The organism is Nannocystis sp., assembly GCF_016714285.1.
Taxonomy (GTDB): domain Bacteria; phylum Myxococcota_A; class Polyangia; order Nannocystales; family Nannocystaceae; genus Nannocystis.
The window spans coordinates 163510-181871 of record NZ_JADJNN010000001.1 but is presented as its reverse complement, the minus strand read 5'-3'; the positions used below and the strand labels follow the sequence as shown (position 1 = coordinate 181871).

General features: G+C 67.3%; 17 protein-coding genes. 7 read left to right on the top strand and 10 right to left on the bottom strand.

Going from position 1 to position 18362, the window contains the following annotated elements:
* Positions 1-9: 9 nt before the first annotated feature.
* The gene (locus IPJ59_RS00765) at positions 10-1512 is read right to left on the bottom strand and encodes a S1 family peptidase (protein ID WP_293269313.1); all 1503 of its coding nucleotides are present in this window, start codon (positions 1510-1512) and stop codon (positions 10-12) included.
* 342 nt (positions 1513-1854) lie between these two features.
* Between IPJ59_RS00765 and IPJ59_RS00760 the strand changes: the two genes are divergently transcribed.
* Positions 1855-2919, top strand: coding sequence for an SDR family oxidoreductase (locus IPJ59_RS00760; protein ID WP_293269311.1), 1065 nt, complete (start codon positions 1855-1857; stop codon positions 2917-2919).
* A gap of 103 nt (positions 2920-3022) precedes the next feature.
* On the opposite strand, the gene IPJ59_RS00755 is transcribed toward IPJ59_RS00760, so the two are convergent.
* Entirely contained in the window at positions 3023-3994 is a 972-nt protein-coding gene (locus tag IPJ59_RS00755; RefSeq protein WP_293256315.1) for an endonuclease/exonuclease/phosphatase family protein, read from the bottom strand.
* Positions 3995-4080: 86 nt separating this feature from the next.
* Here IPJ59_RS00755 and IPJ59_RS00750 point away from each other — a divergent pair, with 86 nt between their 5' ends.
* Positions 4081-4599, top strand: a complete 519-nt coding sequence (locus IPJ59_RS00750; protein WP_293256318.1) for a peptidylprolyl isomerase — start codon at positions 4081-4083, stop codon at positions 4597-4599.
* A gap of 107 nt (positions 4600-4706) precedes the next feature.
* On the opposite strand, the gene IPJ59_RS00745 is transcribed toward IPJ59_RS00750, so the two are convergent.
* From IPJ59_RS00745 to efp, 8 genes are all read right to left on the bottom strand, one after another.
* Positions 4707-8717, bottom strand: coding sequence for a thrombospondin type 3 repeat-containing protein (locus IPJ59_RS00745; RefSeq protein ID WP_293269309.1), 4011 nt, complete (start codon positions 8715-8717; stop codon positions 4707-4709).
* Positions 8718-8783: 66 nt separating this feature from the next.
* Positions 8784-9233 (bottom strand): ExbD/TolR family protein, encoded by a 450-nt coding sequence (locus IPJ59_RS00740; RefSeq protein ID WP_293269307.1) that lies wholly within the window; start codon positions 9231-9233, stop codon positions 8784-8786.
* A gap of 230 nt (positions 9234-9463) precedes the next feature.
* On the bottom strand, positions 9464-9979 hold the full coding sequence (locus IPJ59_RS00735) for an ExbD/TolR family protein (RefSeq protein WP_293256326.1): 516 nt from the start codon (positions 9977-9979) through the stop codon (positions 9464-9466).
* A gap of 1 nt (position 9980) precedes the next feature.
* A complete protein-coding gene (locus tag IPJ59_RS00730) occupies positions 9981-10703 on the bottom strand; it encodes a MotA/TolQ/ExbB proton channel family protein (protein WP_293256328.1) in 723 nt (240 codons plus the stop codon).
* Between the two features lie 115 nt (positions 10704-10818).
* The gene (locus IPJ59_RS00725; RefSeq protein ID WP_293256330.1) at positions 10819-11616 is read right to left on the bottom strand and encodes an energy transducer TonB; all 798 of its coding nucleotides are present in this window, start codon (positions 11614-11616) and stop codon (positions 10819-10821) included.
* Between the two features lie 3 nt (positions 11617-11619).
* On the bottom strand, positions 11620-12681 hold the full coding sequence (locus IPJ59_RS00720; RefSeq protein WP_293256333.1) for a tetratricopeptide repeat protein: 1062 nt from the start codon (positions 12679-12681) through the stop codon (positions 11620-11622).
* Positions 12682-12986: 305 nt separating this feature from the next.
* Entirely contained in the window at positions 12987-13988 is a 1002-nt protein-coding gene (locus IPJ59_RS00715) for an amino acid--tRNA ligase-related protein (protein ID WP_293269305.1), read from the bottom strand.
* A 42-nt stretch (positions 13989-14030) separates the two neighbouring features.
* Positions 14031-14591 (bottom strand): elongation factor P, encoded by a 561-nt coding sequence (efp, locus tag IPJ59_RS00710; protein WP_293256339.1) that lies wholly within the window; start codon positions 14589-14591, stop codon positions 14031-14033.
* Between the two features lie 383 nt (positions 14592-14974).
* Between efp and IPJ59_RS00705 the strand changes: the two genes are divergently transcribed.
* The 5 genes from IPJ59_RS00705 to IPJ59_RS00685 all read left to right on the top strand — a co-directional run bounded on the left by IPJ59_RS00705 (position 14975) and on the right by IPJ59_RS00685 (position 18359).
* Positions 14975-15388 (top strand): RrF2 family transcriptional regulator, encoded by a 414-nt coding sequence (locus IPJ59_RS00705; protein WP_293256342.1) that lies wholly within the window; start codon positions 14975-14977, stop codon positions 15386-15388.
* An 8-nt stretch (positions 15389-15396) separates the two neighbouring features.
* The gene (gene cysK / locus IPJ59_RS00700) at positions 15397-16350 is read left to right on the top strand and encodes a cysteine synthase A (protein ID WP_293269303.1); all 954 of its coding nucleotides are present in this window, start codon (positions 15397-15399) and stop codon (positions 16348-16350) included.
* Positions 16347-17036, top strand: a complete 690-nt coding sequence (locus tag IPJ59_RS00695) for a HesA/MoeB/ThiF family protein (RefSeq protein ID WP_293269301.1) — start codon at positions 16347-16349, stop codon at positions 17034-17036. Before cysK ends, IPJ59_RS00695 begins: the two co-directional genes overlap by 4 nt.
* A 64-nt stretch (positions 17037-17100) precedes the next feature.
* A complete protein-coding gene (locus tag IPJ59_RS00690) occupies positions 17101-17373 on the top strand; it encodes a ubiquitin-like small modifier protein 1 (RefSeq protein WP_293256351.1) in 273 nt (90 codons plus the stop codon).
* A gap of 5 nt (positions 17374-17378) precedes the next feature.
* Positions 17379-18359, top strand: a complete 981-nt coding sequence (locus IPJ59_RS00685; protein WP_293269299.1) for a PLP-dependent cysteine synthase family protein — start codon at positions 17379-17381, stop codon at positions 18357-18359.
* The last annotated feature ends 3 nt before the right edge of the window (positions 18360-18362 follow it).

Genomic DNA, 18362 nt, shown 5'->3' with positions numbered 1-18362 from the left:
CGCCGGGGTTCACGGCTTCTTCGCGTAGAAGTTGTAGCTGCCGCTCCCGCTGTACGACTCGACCACCCACGTGTAGAAGCCGGCCGTGCCGTTGTACTTGATGGTCTCGTTCGAGGTCTCCGTCTCGGCCTTGGCGACCATGGTCCACTTGTTATTGAGCCACTTGTAGAGGTACAGATCGAAGTCGCTGCCGACCGGCGCGTCGACGACATAGCCCTCGTGCGCCCCGGACTTGGTCGACTGGTAGTAGTTATTGTCCGGGTGCTGGTCGGCGTCGCCGGCCCCGCTCAGGCTGCCGCTGTACTTGGTGCAGTTGGCGCAAGGCGGCTGCGGCTGCGGCTGCGGCTGCGGCTGCGGCTGCGGCTGCGGGTCGGGCTGCGGGTTGCCGCCGTAGGCTGCTCCGCAGGTCGAGCTCATGCCCCCCTTGCTGCCGACGTTGCAGCCAGCGGCCCAGGTGCCGCCGCTGTTGGCGGGCGCCTTTTGGAAGTTGCCGCAAGCAGCCGTCGGGTTCCACTTGCCGTCCGCGTCGTGGCAGGGCGTGATGTCGAGGCCGACCGTGGACTCGAACCAGGACATGCCCTTGTGCATCATCGAGTACATCCCGCCGGTGCCGCATGCACCGCCGTAGGAGGTGATGCCGAACACACGCCAGGTCCCGTCGGCGAGCTGCACAAAGGCCGGACCGCCGGAGTCGCCCTGGCAGGTGTCCTTGCCGTTGCCGCCGATCGAGACCTCGTTGTTCCCGTCGATCCCATTGATCGTGGTGGTGACGTGGCGCTTGATCCCGTAGGGCCCGTTGTCCGCGTTGCCGAAGCCGACCAGCGTGACCGCCTGGCCCGCCTTCAGGATGTCCGTCTCGCAACCCATCAAGATCGGCGTGATCGGCACGTTCGTCACCGGCTGCGACAGCTTGCACACTGCGAAGTCGTTACCGCTGCCCGGGTTGCCGCCAGGGATGATCTTGCAGAAGCTCGGGGTCACCGTCTTGGCTGGCGCCTGATAGTTCTCGCCGAAGTAGATCTTGCTGTAGCTGGCACCGCAGTGCGAGGCGTAGATCACGACCTGCGGGTGCACCAGAGTGCCGCTGCACGCACCGCCGAGCTCCACCGTCGAGGGCCAGCCGCAGGCCGGCACCGTCGCACCGCCGTAGATCGCGTTCGGGTCGTCCTCGGGGTCGGTGAAGTCCTCGCTGGGGTCAGGGTCGAACGGCGGGGCCGGCGGCGCGAGCCCGCCGAACATCTCCTCGTTGCCGAGCTCGATCGGGCGACGTGCGTCCGAGAATTGAGTGATGGTGACGCCATCGTAGCAGCCGGTCAGCGCGAACCCGGCGGCAACGAGGGGCACAAGCAAGAGGTCGTGACGGATCGATCCAGCGTTCTTCATGATCAGCTCCCAGTCGTCCGGACGATGGCAAAGCAATGCCCACACCCGCGTGAGACGCAGGGTGAACGCGAGGACATTGAGGCCGCCCAGGTCCAGGCAGGCGCACGTCGCCGTCCTCCACCAGCACATTCGGACGTCCAGGAACCGAATGTGACAGTGTCAGTTCCGCCATCCCCGGGATCCCTGAGAGGGTCCTGTGGTTTGTGCGGATTTGCGTGATGTTGTGGGTGAGTGTGGAGGTGACTCGTGACCGAGCACACCCTGCGTACAATCGCGCGAAAAGTATGTCAACCCCAATTTCGCTCGCCTGGTCAGGGACGACAAGCCACGCACAGGGGGCTGGCAGCAGCGGCGGGGGCTCATGGCCTCCACCGCCAACGGCGGGCAGCCCAGGGCGACGCGGGCGACGACCCGCGGGCTTTCAGGGGCTACGCAGCCGCTGGCGAGCACGCGGGGCTAGACTCGCGCGGCATGTCCGAAACGGTCTTCGTCACCGGCGCCGCCGGCTTCATCGGTCATCACGTGGTCCGCCTGCTGCGTGCCGAGGGCCGCCGCGTCCGCGCGCTCATCCGGCCCGGCGAGGACACGCGCAACCTCGACGAGCTCGCAGCCGCGGACCCGGACGCCGGCGCGGGCATCGAACGCGTGGAGGGCGACATCCTCGACCGCCCTGCCCTCGCCCGTCACATGGCCGGCTGCGACCTCGTGTATCACCTCGCGGCGGTCTACCGGACCTGGGTGCCCGACCCGAGGCTCATCTACGACGTCAACGTGACCGGCACCGCCAACGTGCTGGCCACCGCGGCGGCGCTCGGCGTGCGACGGGTGGTCCACACCAGCTCGATCGCGGCGATCGGCATCGACCCGTCGGGGCAACCGGCCGGCGAGGACACCACCTACAACCTGTGGGGCCACGCCTTCGACTACGTGCGCTCGAAGTACCTCGCGCACCAGGTCGCCGCGGCCTTCGCGTCCGTCCTCGACGTCGTGCTCGTGTGTCCGGGCATGCCGCTCGGGCCGGGTGACATCGGACCCACCCCGACCGGCAAGACCCTGGTCGACACGCTGAGCGGCAAGATCCGGGTCAGCTTCGAAGGCGGCCTCAACCTCGTCGACGTCGAGGACGTCGCGCGCGGCCACCTGCTCGCCGAGGCCCGCGGCCGCCGCGGCGAGGCGTACCTGCTCACCGGCCACAACCTCACGATCTTCGAGATGATCGCCGAACTACGCAAGGTGGTCGGCATGCGTCACGGCATGCTGCGTGTTCCCGCCAGCCTCGCCGCCGCCTTCGGTCACCTGCTCGAGGGCTGGGCCGCGCGAGTCTCACGACGCGAGCCGATGATCACCCCCGGCGCGGTCGCCTACGCCAGCCAGCGCCTCTTCTATGACAACCGCAAGGCCCGCGATGAGCTCGGCTTTCACGTCCGACCGCTCGACGAGACCCTGCGCCGCGCGGTGGAGTGGTTCGTCGCGCACGGCCACGTGAAGCCCTCCGCCGCCGCCGCCCTCACCCCGAGGGACCCGGGCTCGGCCTGAGCCGCCGACTTCGACGCTTCGCCGCGACAGCTCGCGCAGGCGTCTCATCTCGAGCCCGGGACCCGGGCTCGGCTCGTTCGGCGCGAAAGCTCGCCCGCTCGGCTCATTCGGCGCGAAAGCTCGCGCGCAGGGCATCGTGATCGGAGCCGCCGTAGCCGTCGCTGCCCTCACCGCGGAACACGTGGGTGCTGCCCTTGATGTGCTGGCCGCCGGTCGCCGCGGCCGCGAGCAGCAGGTGGTCGATCGCCTGGTGAACGCCCTGGTACGAGTAGGTCCAGTCGTCGGGGACGAGCTCGGCGGCGACGCGCTGCATGCCTCCGTCGGCCAGCAGGGCCATCAAGGGCGGCGAGTCAGGCGTGTCGTTGAGGTCGCCGCCCATGACGATGAGCGCGTCCGGGTTCGCAGCAGCGACCGCATCGACGATCTCCCGCGCACGCGTCGCCTCGGCGAGGCGGCGCTCCGGATCGTCGTCGACCTTGGCCTTGAAGTGCGCCGCGAACACGATCAGCTGATGGCCCTCGGCGTCGAGGTGGACCTCGAGGAACTCGCGCGAGAACCAGGTCTGGCCGCCGCTCGGGCGCTGCAGCGGGACGTCCGCGTGGCGGCGAACCTCGACGGTCTTGAAGCGGGACAACACCGCCACATCGACCGAGGCCGCGAAGCCCGTCTCGCCGAGAATCGCCGTCGGGAAGGTGTCGGCCCCGAGGCGCTCGACCAGCGCGTCGAGGCAGGTCTGGGTCTCGACCTCCTCAAGGATCACCACGTCCGCCTGGAAGCCGGCGATCGCCTCCGCGATGGTGTCCGCCTTGTACTCGAATTGCTTCTGCGTCGGCGCCTCCTCGTAGTCGCCGCTGCTGCACTGGCCGCTGTCGCACACCGGGTCGAAGAACCGGCGAACGTTGAAGGTGGCGATCGCCAGGTCCGAGGGATCGGGCGGGGGTAGATCGGGGCCCCCCTCACTCGCGCCCGTGCTCGAGCTGGCGCCCTCCGGGGGGTCGATCGGCGCGAAGATGCCGCAAGCGCAGCCGAGAGCCAGGAGGGTGATGCATACGGGGGTCCAGGCGGGGCGAAGCACGGCCCGGCGACGATAGCAGACAGGGACCGTCCAGGCCCCCGACAGGGGCCGGCCGGCGCCAGCGCCAATGTGCTAAAAGGCCCCCCATGTCCAATCCCCGCGTCTACTTCGACATCAACATCGGCGGCCACTCGGCGGGCCGCATCGTGTTCGAGCTCTTCGCCGACGTCACCCCGAAGACCGCCGAGAACTTCCGGGCCCTGTGCACCGGCGAGAAGGGCAATGGCATCTCCGGGAAGCCCCTGCACTACAAGGGCTCCAGCTTCCACCGCATCATCACGCAGTTCATGTGCCAGGGTGGAGACTTCACCCGCGGCAACGGGACCGGCGGCGAGTCGATCTACGGCGAGAAGTTCAAGGACGAGAACTTCCAGCTGCGCCACACGACGCCGGGACTGCTCTCCATGGCCAACGCCGGCCCGAACACCAACGGGTCCCAGTTCTTCATCACCACCGTGGTGACCCCCTGGCTCGACGGCAAGCACGTCGTTTTCGGCAAGGTCGTCGAGGGCCTCGACGTCGTCAAGAAGATGGAGGCCGTGGGCTCACGCGAAGGCAGCACCAAGCAGCCCGTGGTCATCGCGGATTCCGGCCAGCTCCCCTGACGCAACCACGTGGCGGTATCCACCGCCACGCGCCGCCAACCAATCAAAACGGCGACCCCGCAGGGGCCGCCGTTGCTCGTTCCCGAAGGCCAGAGCCTACCCAGACGCTAACCGGTGGTACCACCAGTCCCGCCAGTGCCCTCGGTATCGGTATCCGGCACATCCTCGCAAGTCTGGATGCCCTTCTCGGGGTCATACTTGCCGCGGCAGAAGTTGCCGTAGTTCGGCCAGACTTTGTTGTTGTCGTCCTTGTAGAAGCTGTTGTCGGGGTCGAACGAGAACTCGCAGAGGTCGCAGGCGTCGCCGATCCCGTCAAAGTCGGAGTCGAGCTGCGGCATGAGGCACATGAAGCTGTAGAGCAGATCCTCGTCGCCCTTGATCGTCGGGCTCTCGAGGGTGAGCGGCTCACCAACCTCGGTGCACCCCACCGGCAGGTTCACAACACCCGGACGGTCGATCACAGACTTCGGCAGGCGACGGCAAGTGACGTTCTCCTGATCCTCGGCGCAGTCCGCCGTCAGCGGAACGACCGGGTCGATGACCTTGCACTCGGCCGTGGTCTCGTCAATTTCGACGTAGCCGGGGTCGGTCAAGCCGAGCTTCTCGCTGAAGGTCTGCACGCAGCACTGACCGTTGGCCGACTTGGTGTAGAACGCGATGCGGCGGGCGTCGTCGCGATCGTAGCAACCGGGGTTGGTCTCGCAGACGTTGCCGACGAAGTCGGAGTCGGGGTCGTCGGCCTGCATGCCGCCGTCCTGGACCTGCTTCGGGTTCGCCTTGGCGGGGCAGGTGTCGCAGAGGTCACCAACACCGTCGTTATCGCTGTCTGGGTGGTTGCAGAAGCCCGCCGTGCATTCGGCAAACTCAGGGCAGTCGTCGACGCCCTGGCACGCCGTGAGCTCGACGCGCAGGCGCGGGCACTTGTCGCTCAGGTTGGTCAGGCCGTCCTGATCGAAGTCATCGTCGGCGGCGTGACCGACCGGCCCGGCGGCGTCGGCCAGCTGCACCGGCATGCCCTGGTCGATGCAGGCGTCGCCGATGAAGGGCATGTCGTCATTGTCGACCTGGCACTCGCTGTCGTTGTCGAAGGGCACGGTGCTGCTGATCACCGCGGGGGTCAAACCGTCCGCCTTCGGCCCGAAGTCGCCGCAGTTGGCCTTGACGATGCAATTGTCGCAGACATCGCCGATACCGTCCTGGTCGTAGTCGGCCTGGAACGGGATGTTGCGGACCATCATGTACACCGGTACCGGCGGCACCACGTCGCCAGCATGCTCGTTGTAGGCCGTGAGCTGGCGGGTACAGAGGTCGCACGCGTTGCGGATGCCGTCCTTGTCGGTGTCGGCCTTGTTGTTGTCGGTGGCGATCGTCGGGCACTTGTCGACCACGTCGCCGAAGCCATCCCCATCCATGTCGGCCTGGTCGGGATTGTAGTTGTCCGGAGCGTTGTCGCAGGAGAACTGGACGTTGTCGTTCTCCTTGTCTTCCTTCGGCTTCGGCTCGTCGATGTTGAAGTCGTAGAAGTAGTCGGCATCACGCCGCTTGCCGCCGTCGTCCGGCTTGCCAGCGCTGTCGAGGGTCGGCATCGAATTCGTGAGCGGCATGCCGCAAGCATCCCAGAACGCCTCACGGTAGCGGGCACCACCCTGGGCGATGACCGATTGCACCGTCTCGCCCTTGGCGAGCTCGATGCCCGGGACCTTCACCCGGTAGCGGTGCTGGGCGACCAGGACCGCGCCATACAACGCCGTATCGATCGACAGGCGAATGGCCCCGATCTCCTGGTCGCGCACGTTCGTGGTGAGGCATGGGATCTTCGCGTCGGCATCGGTCGTGCAGTTGAGTCCGCCGGCGACCACGCCGATCTCCTCACCCTCGGGCGTGATCTCGACGATCTGCAGCTTCTGGAGGTTGGCGGCGCTGAGATCGTACTTGTTCGAGAAACGGATCTCGAAGTCGTCGCAGGCGCCGATCCGGAGATTGTCCGTCGGGAAGCCACTGCCCGGGATGACGTGGAAGTCCGGCGTGTGCAAGACGTAGGTGGACTTGCCACGCAGGGTGTTGCCGACCTTGTCGCGGATGTACTCGACTGGACCCTTGTCGGCGTCGGTGTTGAACACGACCCTGTACTCGGAGCTCGAGCACATGGCACGATCGAAGTCCTCGTAGTTCTCCGCGCCGGAGTCGTTAGCGCGCCAGCCGTCCTTGATGCTGAAGCCCTTGGCTCCGCCAGCGCGAGCCGCAGAGCAGGCCTCGACCAGGCTGCGCGGCATGTTGCCGAGATCGGCGGGCAGGAACTGTACACCCTTGATCGCCGGATCGTAGACCACACCGCCGAGGCGAGTGACGAACTTGACCGCGAACTGCCCCTTCTTCTCCTTGATGATATCCTTGCTCGGGTCACCGTCGACGCGGCAAAGCTTGTCGACGAGCTCGTCGCAACCTTCCGCCGGCTCATCCTCGCAGACGCAGTTGCGGGTGGTGGTCGGCAATGTCTCCTTCCGGTCATAGAGCGGGATCGGCGTGATGCCTGACTGGTAGAGCGGATCGCACGCCTCCTTGTCTACGCCGCCCAGGCTGGTGCGACAGCCCTCGATGGCCTCCACGGTGCCGTCGAAGTTCGAGTCGGCCAGCGAGAAGCGCGAGCCCTTGCCCTGTGTGCGGCCCTTGTTGCCGAAGTCCTCGTCGGGACAGGTCTCGGGCGACGCGCATACATAGTACGCCGCGTCGTTGGTGAAGCAGCCCGCGCTGCCCTCGCCGTTCCAGCGCTTGTCGACGCAGTAGCCCTGCTCGCCGGTGGTCTTCGCGTCGGCGCGGCAGTCCCCGAACCATTCCGCGACGCAGCGTTTGTTGATGCACTCATCGCCGGTATTGCAGGCGGGGCCGTTCTTGCCGAGCTCGCCCACGCACTCCATCCCAACCAGGAAAGCCTTGGTGTCGCTCGTGCAGTCGGCGTCATCGTTGCAAGGCACCGTGCGCTGCTCGTGACCGGACCAGCGCTGGTCCGGATGGGTCTCGCGCAGCTTGTCCTGCAGCGGGACGTGGAAGGTCTCGTAGGTGCCCGCGGGGTCGCCATCCCAGTTGTACGAGAAGCTGCGCTGCTCCTGGCCACGGTACACGTGCGGGATGAAATCCTTGCACTGGCTGTACTTGTCGCCCATCGGCGTGCACTTGATTGCATTGCTCAGCGTACGCCGCTGGTCGGCACCGGCGGGCGTCATCTCGTCGAGCGGCGCAACCACACCATACTTGGAGACATTGACCGCAACCTCGTAGTCGCAAGTGTCGCAGCAGGTGTCGGCTCCGCTCTGCGGCGGCGTGCACGACTGCGACTGGCGGCGGGTGTCGGTCTCGCCGCGGTAGGTGTCGATCCTGGCGGGCTCGAGCTTGCCCTTGCTGTTCTTTCGCTGGAACTCAGTCTTGAGCGGCCAGACCTTGCCATCCTCGGCCTTGTAGGTGCCGTCGCAGATAGTCGGGTCCTTTTCCACGACCGTGTGGTCGTAGGGAATGCCCTGCTTGGCGAGGTTCTCAATGCACGCGAGGTTGGTGGCGCGGGTGACCGTGTCAGGCTTGGTCTGCGTCTGACCGGGGCGGTAGTCGCCGTTGAAGCGAGTGATCGGACCCTCGAGGTGAACGATGTGGGTCTTCCAATCAAAGACCTCGATCAACTGCGGGTTGACCGCCTGCTTGCGCACGAGCTCGACCGACTGCGGGTCGAGGAGGTTATTGAAGATGAACTGCAGCCCGGAATCGACGATGAGGGGCGAGACACGACACCACTCGTCGACCCCGCGGGGGGCGTTGATCGCCTCGTCGGTCTCGATGCAGGGGATGACCTTCTCGACGAAGTACTGACCTTCGGTGATCTCCCCGGGACAGCTGTCTCCAACGCACTCCGGCCCGAGCAACTTGACGATCTTGCCCGCGTAGTTGACCCCCGCGATGCTCTCAAGGATCAGGTTGTCGGGGTCACAGACGCCGCAGTCGGGGTCGTTGACGCAGCCCGACATGGCGCCCGCGGCGATACCGAGAGAGCCGAACAGACCGAGCAAGCCCGCGAGGCGCCAGCGAGAGGTCGGGCGCTGCGTTCCGAGATCGAGGGTGGTGTACGTGCGCATGGCGATGGGTCCTGGTGACGACGGATGGCGACAAAAAATTCGGGGACGAGACCTGCGAGGCCGCGCTCAGGCGGCGCCTGGACGCAGTGAATTCGGGGTCGGCTTGTCTTTGTTCTTCATGATGCCGAGAACCTCAGCACCCGAGCGCTTGGCGAGGTCGAGCACTTCAACGGCCACGCCGTAGTTGGCGTCGTCGTCGAAGTTGACGAAGATGACCTTCTTGTCGCGAAACTTGAGCTGGGTCTCCAGCGTGTCGCCCAAGTTGGCGCGATCGACCGGCGTGCGGTTGAGCGTGATGGCGCCATCCTTGGTGAGACCCAGGACCAAGTTCTCGTTGGCCTGCTGCGGCTTCTGCCGCTGCTTGCTCTCGGGTGGCACCCGCACCGAAATCTCGGGGACATTCTTCGGCAGCATCACCATGAAGATGATGAGCAACACGAGGCAAATGTCGACGAGAGGGGTGACATTGATCTCGCTCTGGGCTCCACCTTTGGAGCCTCCGGTTGACATGCCCATGGGGGACGTTCCTTTGCGTACTGAAGCCTACGGCAGATCCGCGCGAAGGTATAGGAAAAACAGAAGGCGCGGGCAGCCATGTGCCAGCGCAGGGGAGCGTTGGGGAAGATCCGCGATCAGCCTCGCAGCGAGGTCCTGACGGGGATTTCGGGCGATCGCCCGTGGTGGAAGAGCGCCCGGGCGTCGAGCCGGGTCCGATCGCCGAGGGGTCAGCGCGCCAGGGGCGACGCTCAGGTGTTCTCGGGGAGGTCGACGACCAACGCGATGTCCTGCATCTGGGCGTTGCTGGAAGTGATCCACTCCATGACCGTCTTGACCTTGCCCCAGTCAGTCCCCTTGTCGCCCTTGAGGAAGAGCAGCGGGCCCTTGTCGTCGTTGGCCAGCGCCTTGCCCGCGGCGATCTTGAGGTCTTCCTCGAGGCGGGACATGAACAGGTCCTTCTCGGTGTACACGTCGGTCTCGACCCAGGCGCCGTCGTCGTTCACCGAGATGAACACCTGATCGCCCTCCTTGTGCTGAGAGGCGGACACGAGCAGTGGGAGCTGCACGTCGATGCCACGGCCCAACATCGGGGTGACGACCATAAAGATGATGAGGAGCACCAGGCACACGTCGACCAGCGGGGTCACGTTGATCTCGCTGTTGGTCGGCGCCGGCTTGACCGTGTGATCGCTCTTGTAGGCGATATGGCGGTGCTTGCCGTGCTTGGTGCTGCTGCTCCCGCGACGGTGGGTGGCGCCTGCCATCTTAGTAGCGCCCCTCCTTCAACACGAAGTCGATCAGCTCGGAGGCGACGTCGTTCATGTCGATCTGGAAACCCTCGACACGGCCGTTGAACAGGTTGAAGGCGACCACCGACGGGATCGCTACCATGAGGCCGACCGCGGTGGCGACCAGCGCCTCCGAGATGCCGCCGGCCACCGAAGAGAGGCCGCCGCCGCCGTCGCTCGAGAGGCCCTGGAAGGCGGTGATGATGCCGACGACCGTACCGAAGAGGCCGACGAACACCGAGGTGGAGCCGACCGTGGCCAGCACGGTGAGACCGCGCTTGAGGTTGGCCGTCTCGCGCTCCTTGGCACGCTCGAGCTGGCGATTGACCGCATCGACGAGGTCGAAGTCACCGACATCCTCGGGGCCCTCCTCCTGCAGCGCCTCCATGCCCTTGAGGTATTCGCTCATGCCGGCGCCGACGACCTTGGCCAGCGGGCTGTCACCGTGCTGTCCAGCCGCCGTGACGGCCTCCTGCAGCTTGCGCTCCTGCAGGAAGTTGCGCAGCAGCATGATGTACGAGATCGACTGCCGCTTGGCCCGCGAATAGGCCCGCGAGCGCTCGATCATCAGGGCCAAGCTGAGCAGGAACATCAGCATCAGCAGCACCATCACGAATTTGGCGATGATGCCCATCTGCTCCCACATGCCGGCGAGAGAGAAGTCCGTGCCCGTGTTGGCGAGCAGTGTCGAAAATTCCATGAGCTCCATGACTGGCTGTCTTCTTTCGGGTCGGTCGGGTCGGGCCGGGGGGTCCGGGTCACCCCGGCAGGGGTTTGTCCGGGGTCACCCCAGCAGGGGTATGGCCGGGGATACGTCAGGTGAACTTGAGGTTGAACTCGGCGACGCTGCAGGTCTTGACCGGCTTGCCGCCGACGATGAACGGCTTGAAGCGCCACTTCTTGATGGTGTCGCGGCAGATCTCGTCGACCTTGGGGTCGTTGGGGAACTTCTTCTTGGTCTTCACGTCGACCGTCTTGCCATCGACGTCGACGCAGAACGAAGTCTCGTTGGTGCCGGGGCGCTTGTCGAACATCGACGCCTTGGTCGCGGAGAGGGCGTTCTTGTCGGGGTCGGGCTTGTAGATGGCGTTGCCGACGACGACATTGAAGGGCTTCGGGGCCGCGGCCTGGGTCGGCTCACGCTTGGTCGCAACGCCGCCGAGTTGACCGCCGAGTTGGCCGCCGAGCACACCGCCGAGCACGCCGCCTGGCACGCCACCTGGCACACCGCCTGGCACGCCGCCCGGGATCGCGGGGCCCTTGGCGCCGCCGGCCTTCTTGGCGTCGGGGACCTTGTCCGGCGTGTCCTTGGGCTGGACGATCTCTTCCTCGGGGACATCCTCGTCCGGGATGTCCTCCTTCTCTGGTTCCACCTCTTCCGCGGCGGCTGGCGGTGGCGGTGGCGGCGGCGGTGGCGGTGCGTCCTCCATGGACATCTGGACCATGATGAAGCTGACCGTCGGCGGATCGACCTTGACGATGTTCATCTTGTTCGCGGCCCACACGAAGAGGATGCCGGCGAAGGTCATCGAGCCCGAGATGATCGACGCGATCGCGATCCGCTTCTGCCGCCGCGGATCACTCTTTTGGTAGTGGAGGTAATGGTCGAACATCGCCTACTTGCCGCCTTTCTTGCCCTTGCGCTTGCCCTTGTCGGGCTCTGGAACGCCAGCAGTGAGGGCGGCGATCTCCGCCTCGATGAGCTTTTTCTGCTCCACGTCCGCGGCCTCCTCCTCGGCGCTGAGCGGGCGCGGGGGGAGCATGCAACACGGGCCCTCGGGCGGCTTGTCGAGCGGACACTCGGGCTGCTGGTCGATGTCGCAGATCGCCTTCTGCTGGCGCCAGGCCGCCATCGTGTCCTCGCGCGCGAACAGGCGGTTGAGGTTCTCCTGGGCGGTGTTCTGCAACGGGTCGTCGCCGTAGCGGCGCGCGAGCTGGCGCTGCGTGAACGCGATCGAGCGGTACGTGTAGGCCTCGCGGAACTTGGGGTCGATCTGGGTCGCCTTGTCGAGCAGCGCGATGGCCTCGTTCGCAATAGCGATGCGCTCGTCCTCGCTGTAGTTCGCGTTGTACTGTAGGCCGCTCTCGACCTCCGGGTAGAGCTGCTCGAGCTTGCGGATCGCCAGGCTGAGGAAGCCGCGGACAGACTGCGGGAAGTCGACAGTGCGCTTGGCGAACCACTGGTCGGCGTCCTTGGTGCGCCCGCACTTGTCGTACTGGCGAGCGATCACGCTGTACCAGCCCTCCTCCTTGGGCTCGGCGTTGTGCTTCTCGAGCCAGTAGCTGAGGAGGTCGTCGCAGCGCTCGTCGGCGTCGAGGAGGGCGAGGCGGTGATCGAGGTATGCGGTGCGATCGGCCTCGGTCTGGTTCTCGAGGCGATCGAGCCAGGTCTTGAAGTCCGACAGGGCCATGTCGGTGTAGAGCTTGCGGTCCGAGGTGAGGGTCGGGTCGCGCATCTTGAGGACGATGCTCTCCGCGGCGCAGGCCCGGTTCCAGAACAGCGTGACGCCGTCGGGCTCGAGCTTCGCCGCCTCGTCGTACTTGCCGATGGCGTCGGCGTACTTGCCACTATGGTAGAGGGTGTTGCCCTCACGGATCAGATCGCGCGCTGCGATCTTGGTGCAGCCCGACATCCAGGTCAGGGCACACGCGGCGACGACGGCGAGAATCGGGCGCATGGAGAGCGCCAGTGTACAGGGATGCCTGGCGAGTTCAAGACGCACGAGCGGGGGCAAGGCACCGTGGCGGGACCCTTGGCAGGGCCACCCTTGGGGGCCGCAGCTCCCTCCGGCGCGCAGGTCACCGCGGCCACGGGAGCCTCGCCATTCGGCGCTGGCGATGTGCCTGGTCGGGGACGTGTCCGAGGCAGGTCCGAGGCAGATCTCCCTCCACAGTGCCACAACGCTGCCGCAACGAGCCTCATCGCTGCCCGCTGCCCGCAACGTGCCGCAACATGCTTGACGAGCCTGACGAGCCCGCGGCGTCACGGAGCGCCGAGGGCCAGTGAGATGTCGTCCAGGCGTGTGCAGCCGCAGGCCAGCATGATCAGGCGGTCGAGGCCCAGGGCCATGCCAGTGGTCAGCGGGAGGCCGCCGAGCTCCCGGAGGAAGTCCTCGTCGAGCGGCAGGACAGCCTGACCGAGGGCGCCGCGGAGGGCGTTGACAGCGGCGAAGCGGCGACGCTGCTCGGCCGGGTCGCGCAGCTCGAGGTAGCCGTTGGCCAGCTCGACACCGGCGACGTGGGACTCGACGCGGTGCGCCACGGCCCGGCCGTCCTTCTGCGATCGCTGGGCCAGCGCGGCGAGGGCGGCCGGGAACTCCCCGAGGTGCACGCCGACGCCGACCTGCCGTGACAGCCAGGGATCGAGGTGGAGGTCCGACCAGGCGCTGAACAGGGCGGTCCATGCGGCAAGGCTGCGGATCTCTGCGTCCGGACTGGTGAGCGGGCCAGGCCGGCCGTCCCACACCATGGCACGAAGCGCTGGGCCGACGACGCTGCGCAGGGCCTCGTCGTCCTCGTCGCCGCGCAGCGCCACACCACTGGTGCGCTCGAACAGCGAGAAGAAGTCGACCCGCAGCCAGCGCGTGGGCGGCTCGGCGCCGACGGCCGCAAACACCGCCGCGACGACCGCCTCGACGTCGGCCTCGACCTCCGCCAGCTCACCGCCGAGGCGGTACCACTCGAGGAGATGGAACTCCTCGCTGTGCCGGTCGCCGCGCTCGGCCTGACGAAACACGTGCGACAGCTGAAAGATCGGTCCGCTCCCGCGAGCGAGCAGGCGCTTCATGGCCAGCTCGGGGCTGGTGGCGAGGTAGCCCGGCGGTGCGGCGATCGGATCGATGTAGGGCTCGATCGCCGGCGCCGCGACGCGGATCGGGGTGCTCACCTCGAGCATTCCAGCGGCGCGTAGGTACGCCCGCACCGCGGTGAGCGCCGCGTCCCAGACAGCGACGCGGCGGGCGAAGGGCACTGGCCCGCCGTGCATCACACCGAGCGATGGCAACCGTGGATCCAGGCGTCGCCGGGATCACCCGTTGACGCGCTCGATGTAGTCGCCGGTGCGGGTGTCGATCTTGACGCGCTCGCCCTCCTTCACGAAGAGCGGGACCTGCAGGCGGTAGCCCGACTCGAGGGTGGCCATCTTGGTCGGGTTGTTGGCCGAGTCGCCCTTCACGCCGGGCTCTGCCTCGACGATCTTCATGACGATGTGGCTCGGCAGGGTCACGCCGACCGGGCGGTTGTTGTAGAAGAGGACCTCGACCTCGAGCTGCTCGAGCAGGAAGTTCTTGTCGTCGCCGACGAGGTCGGCGCTGAGCTCGACCTGCTCGTAGTTCTCGCTGTCCATGAAGGTGAAGCTGCCGCCGCCGGCGAACAGGAACTGCATGCGCCGCGACTCGACGTTGGCCGCCTCGAGCCGCTCGCCCGAGCGCCACGTGCGATCGATCGTCGCGCCGGTGATCATGTTCTTGAGCTTGCACTTGTAGAGGCCCTGGCCCTTGCCAGGCTTCACAAATTGAAAGTCGGTGACCACGAAGGGGTGGCCGTCCATCTGGAGCTTGGCGTTCTTGCGGAGTTCGGAGACGTCCATGGGGCTTTCTTCTCGGGCGCGCGGCCGCGGCGAGGCGGCCAGCGGCAGCGTGCCTATTCCCTCCGGCCCCCTGCTGTCAACGCCCGGTCTCCCGCGCTCCGTCGCGCGAAGTCTCGCGAGGGAGATCGCGCCTCCCCTCCCCTCATGCTCCAGCACTGGCGCGCTGGCGCGCTGATTTCCCCTTTTCTGCGCGCGGAGCGGGTCTGCAGCCCCTGCTTGCCCATTCGGGCTTGGTTCCAGGATCTATTTGCACATTTTTACACGGTGAACATCGGTCGGATTCAAGGCCCCGGATTGAAATTTCCGGCGCAACTCCGGTGACGGAAGCCAGATTCTTGTGGCAATCTGCGGCCGCAGCTTTTCATCAAGGTTGACCGGGAAAAATGCAACTAACGACCAAGGCACGATACGGTCTGCGCGCTCTTTGCCATGTGGCACACCGGGGATATGCCTCCGCCCACGTCATTGCGGAGCAGCAGGCCATTCCCTCCCGGTATCTGGAGGAAATCATTGGCGAGCTCCGCAAGGCGGGCTTCGTCGTCGGCAAGCGCGGACCTCGCGGAGGGTACAAACTCGCGCGTCCCGCGGCCGACATCGCGGTGGCAGAGGTGCTTCAGGCGCTGTCCACTCCGGCGAACGGCGGGCCCTCGACCGGCGATCCGCAGGACGAGATCACGCGGATGGTCGAGCGCTCGGTCGACGCCCGCTTCGAGGCGGCCGTGGGCCAGCTGAGCCTCGAGCAGCTGCTCGGCGAGGCCCGCGAGACGCACCGCCGTCGCACCGACTTCGTGGTCTGATCTGCGCCATGCTGCGGGCAGCGCTAGTCGACGACATCCTCGCGCTGATCGGCAACACGCCGCTGTGTCGCATCCGCAGGCTCACGGGGCCCGCGGACGCGACGGTGTGGGGCAAGTGCGAGATGTTGAACCCTGGCGGATCGGTGAAGGACCGCATCGCCCTGGCGATGATCGAGGCCGCCGAGGCGGCCGGTCAGATCACGCCCGGCGTGAGCGTGCTGATCGAACCGACCAGCGGAAACACGGGCATCGGCCTGGCCCAGGTCGCCGCGATCAAGGGCTACCGCCTCGTGCTCACCATGCCCGAGAGCATGAGCCTCGAGCGCCGCAACTTGCTGCGGGCTTACGGCGCCGAGCTGGTGCTCACGCCCGAGGAGCAGGCGATACCCGGTGCCGTGGCCCGGGCCCGCGAGCTGTGTCAGCGACCGGGGCACTTCATGTTGCAGCAGTTCGAAAACCCGAACAACCCCGAGACCCACCGCCGCACGACGGCGCTGGAGCTGCTGGCGCAGACCGAGGGCCTCGAGCTCGCGGGCTTCGTCGCCGCGGTCGGCACCGGCGGGACGATCACCGGCGTCAGCGACGTGCTGCGGCGGCATCATCCGGAGCTGATCGTCGTCGCGGTCGAGCCGGATCGCAGCGCGGTGCTCAGCGGGGAGCCAGCGGGGCCGCACAAGATCCAGGGCATCGGCGCCGGCTTCGTCCCGCCGATCCTCGATCGCGGCAGCTACTCCCGGATCGCCCGCATCGGCGACGAGGCGGCCTACCGCATGAAGCAACGGCTCGCCCGCGAGGAGGGCCTGCTGGTCGGCATCTCGGCCGGGGCGGCGATGGTCGCGGCGCTCGATCTGGCGGCCGAGCTCGGCCCCGGGAAGCATGTCGTCACCGTCCTGTGCGACACCGGCGAGCGCTACTTCTCGCTCGACGAGTACTTCACCGCCGACGGCGAGCTGCGCCCGTGAGCGCGGGACCTGGCGGCCACTACCTGGTGCTCGGCGCCGGTGGACTTGGCTGCCCTGCCCTGCTCGGCCTGGTCTCCGCGGGGGCCGCGGCGATCACGATCGTCGACCACGACGTCGTCGACGCCAGCAACCTGCAGCGCCAGGTGCTCTACACGACCGCCGACGTCGGGATGGCCAAGGTCGATGCTGCGAAGGTGCGTCTGCGCAGCCGCGATCCACGGCTACACGTGCGAGCGCTGCGTCTGCGCCTGGACGCCACCAACCTCGCTCCGCTGCTCGCCGAACAGCCGCCGGGTACGATCGTGCTCGAGTGCTCGGACGCACCTGACCTCAAGTTCATGGTCAATGACACATGTCTCGCGGGCCAGCTGCCACTCGTGGTCGGCGGCGTTCAGCGCTGGCGCGGCCAGGTCCAGGCGGTGCAGCGCGGGCACGCGTGCTTGCGCTGCATGTTCGAGGGGCCGCCGCCGACGGAGCTGCAGGAGCCGTGCAGCCTGGTCGGCGTGATGGGAGCCGCGGCCGGGCTGCTCGGCTTCTGGATGGCGCAGCTCGCCGTGGCCCTGCACGCGGGCGAGCCCGTGGCCGGGACCCTGTGGGCGATCGACACGCGCACGCTCCTGCCGCAGCAGATGCGCCCGCGCCCGCGCCCGGACTGCCCGGCCTGCGGCGCGGCGCGCTCCACGTAGACGGCGCGCCAGGGCCCCCTTGCGGTTCGCCCGTCCCTTGTTCATTATCCTGAACAGAATTTCCATGGCAACCATCCGGATCCCGACCCCCCTCCGCAAGTACACCCAGGGCAAGGAAGAGGTGCAGATCGCCGGCGCGACCGTGCAGGCGGTGATCGAGGCGCTCGAGCACAGCCACCCCGGCATCCGCGAGCGCATCCTCGACGAGCACGGCAAGGTGCGCCGCTTCGTCAACGTGTTCGTCGGCGACGAGGACATTCGCTTCCTCGAGAACCTGCAGACGCCAGTGGCCGAGCGCGACGAGATCAGCATCATCCCCGCGATCGCCGGCGGCTAGTCGCGATGGACGCGCCCTCCGCCCGCACGCAGCTGCAGGCCCAGCTGCGCCCCCGCGCCGTGCGGGTCGACAGCATCACGGACCTGGTCGGGGACACGCCGCTGCTCCGCCTCCACCGCATCGAGCGCGACTGCCCGGGCGTCGAGCTGTGGGCCAAGGCCGAGTTCACCAACCCGGCGGGCTCGGTGAAGGACCGGGCGGCGCTCCGGATCGTCCGCGAGGGGCTGCGCAGCGGCCAGCTGCGCCCCGGCGTGCGCCTGCTCGACAGCACCAGCGGCAACACCGGCATCGCCTACGCGATGGTCGGGGCGGCGCTCGGCGTCCCGATCACGCTGGTGATGCCCGAGAACGTCAGCGTGCCGCGCAAGCAGGTGTCGGCGGCCTACGGGGTGGAGATCGTGTACTCGAGCCCGTTCGAGGGCAGCGACGGGGCGATCGTCCTCGCCAAGCAGCTGGCCGCCGAACAGCCCGATCGCTACTGGTACGCCGACCAGTACTCGAACCCCAACAACCCGCTCGCCCACTACCACGGCACCGGCGCCGAGATCTGGGCCCAGACCGCCGGCCGCGTCACCCACTTCGTCACCGGGATCGGCACCAGCGGCACGGTGATCGGCACGTCGCGGCGCCTGCACGAGCTCGGCCCGCAGGTCCGCTGCCTCGGCCTCCAGCCCGACGACGCGATGCACGGGCTCGAGGGCATGAAGCACCTGCCGAGCAGCATCGTGCCGAAGATCTACGACGAGGCCGCGCTCGACGGCATGATCTGGATGCCGACGGACGAGGGCTGGGACATGGCCGAGCGCCTGGCCCACGAGGAGGGGCTGATGGTCGGCCACTCCTCCGGCGGCAACGTGGCCGGGGCCGTGCGCGTCGCCCGGACGCTGATCGCCGAGGGCCGCGGCGGCGTCGTCGTGACGGTGCTGTGCGACCGCGGCGACCGCTACTTCCTCCCGCTCAAGTGGGAGCGGCACTATCTCTGGTGAGCT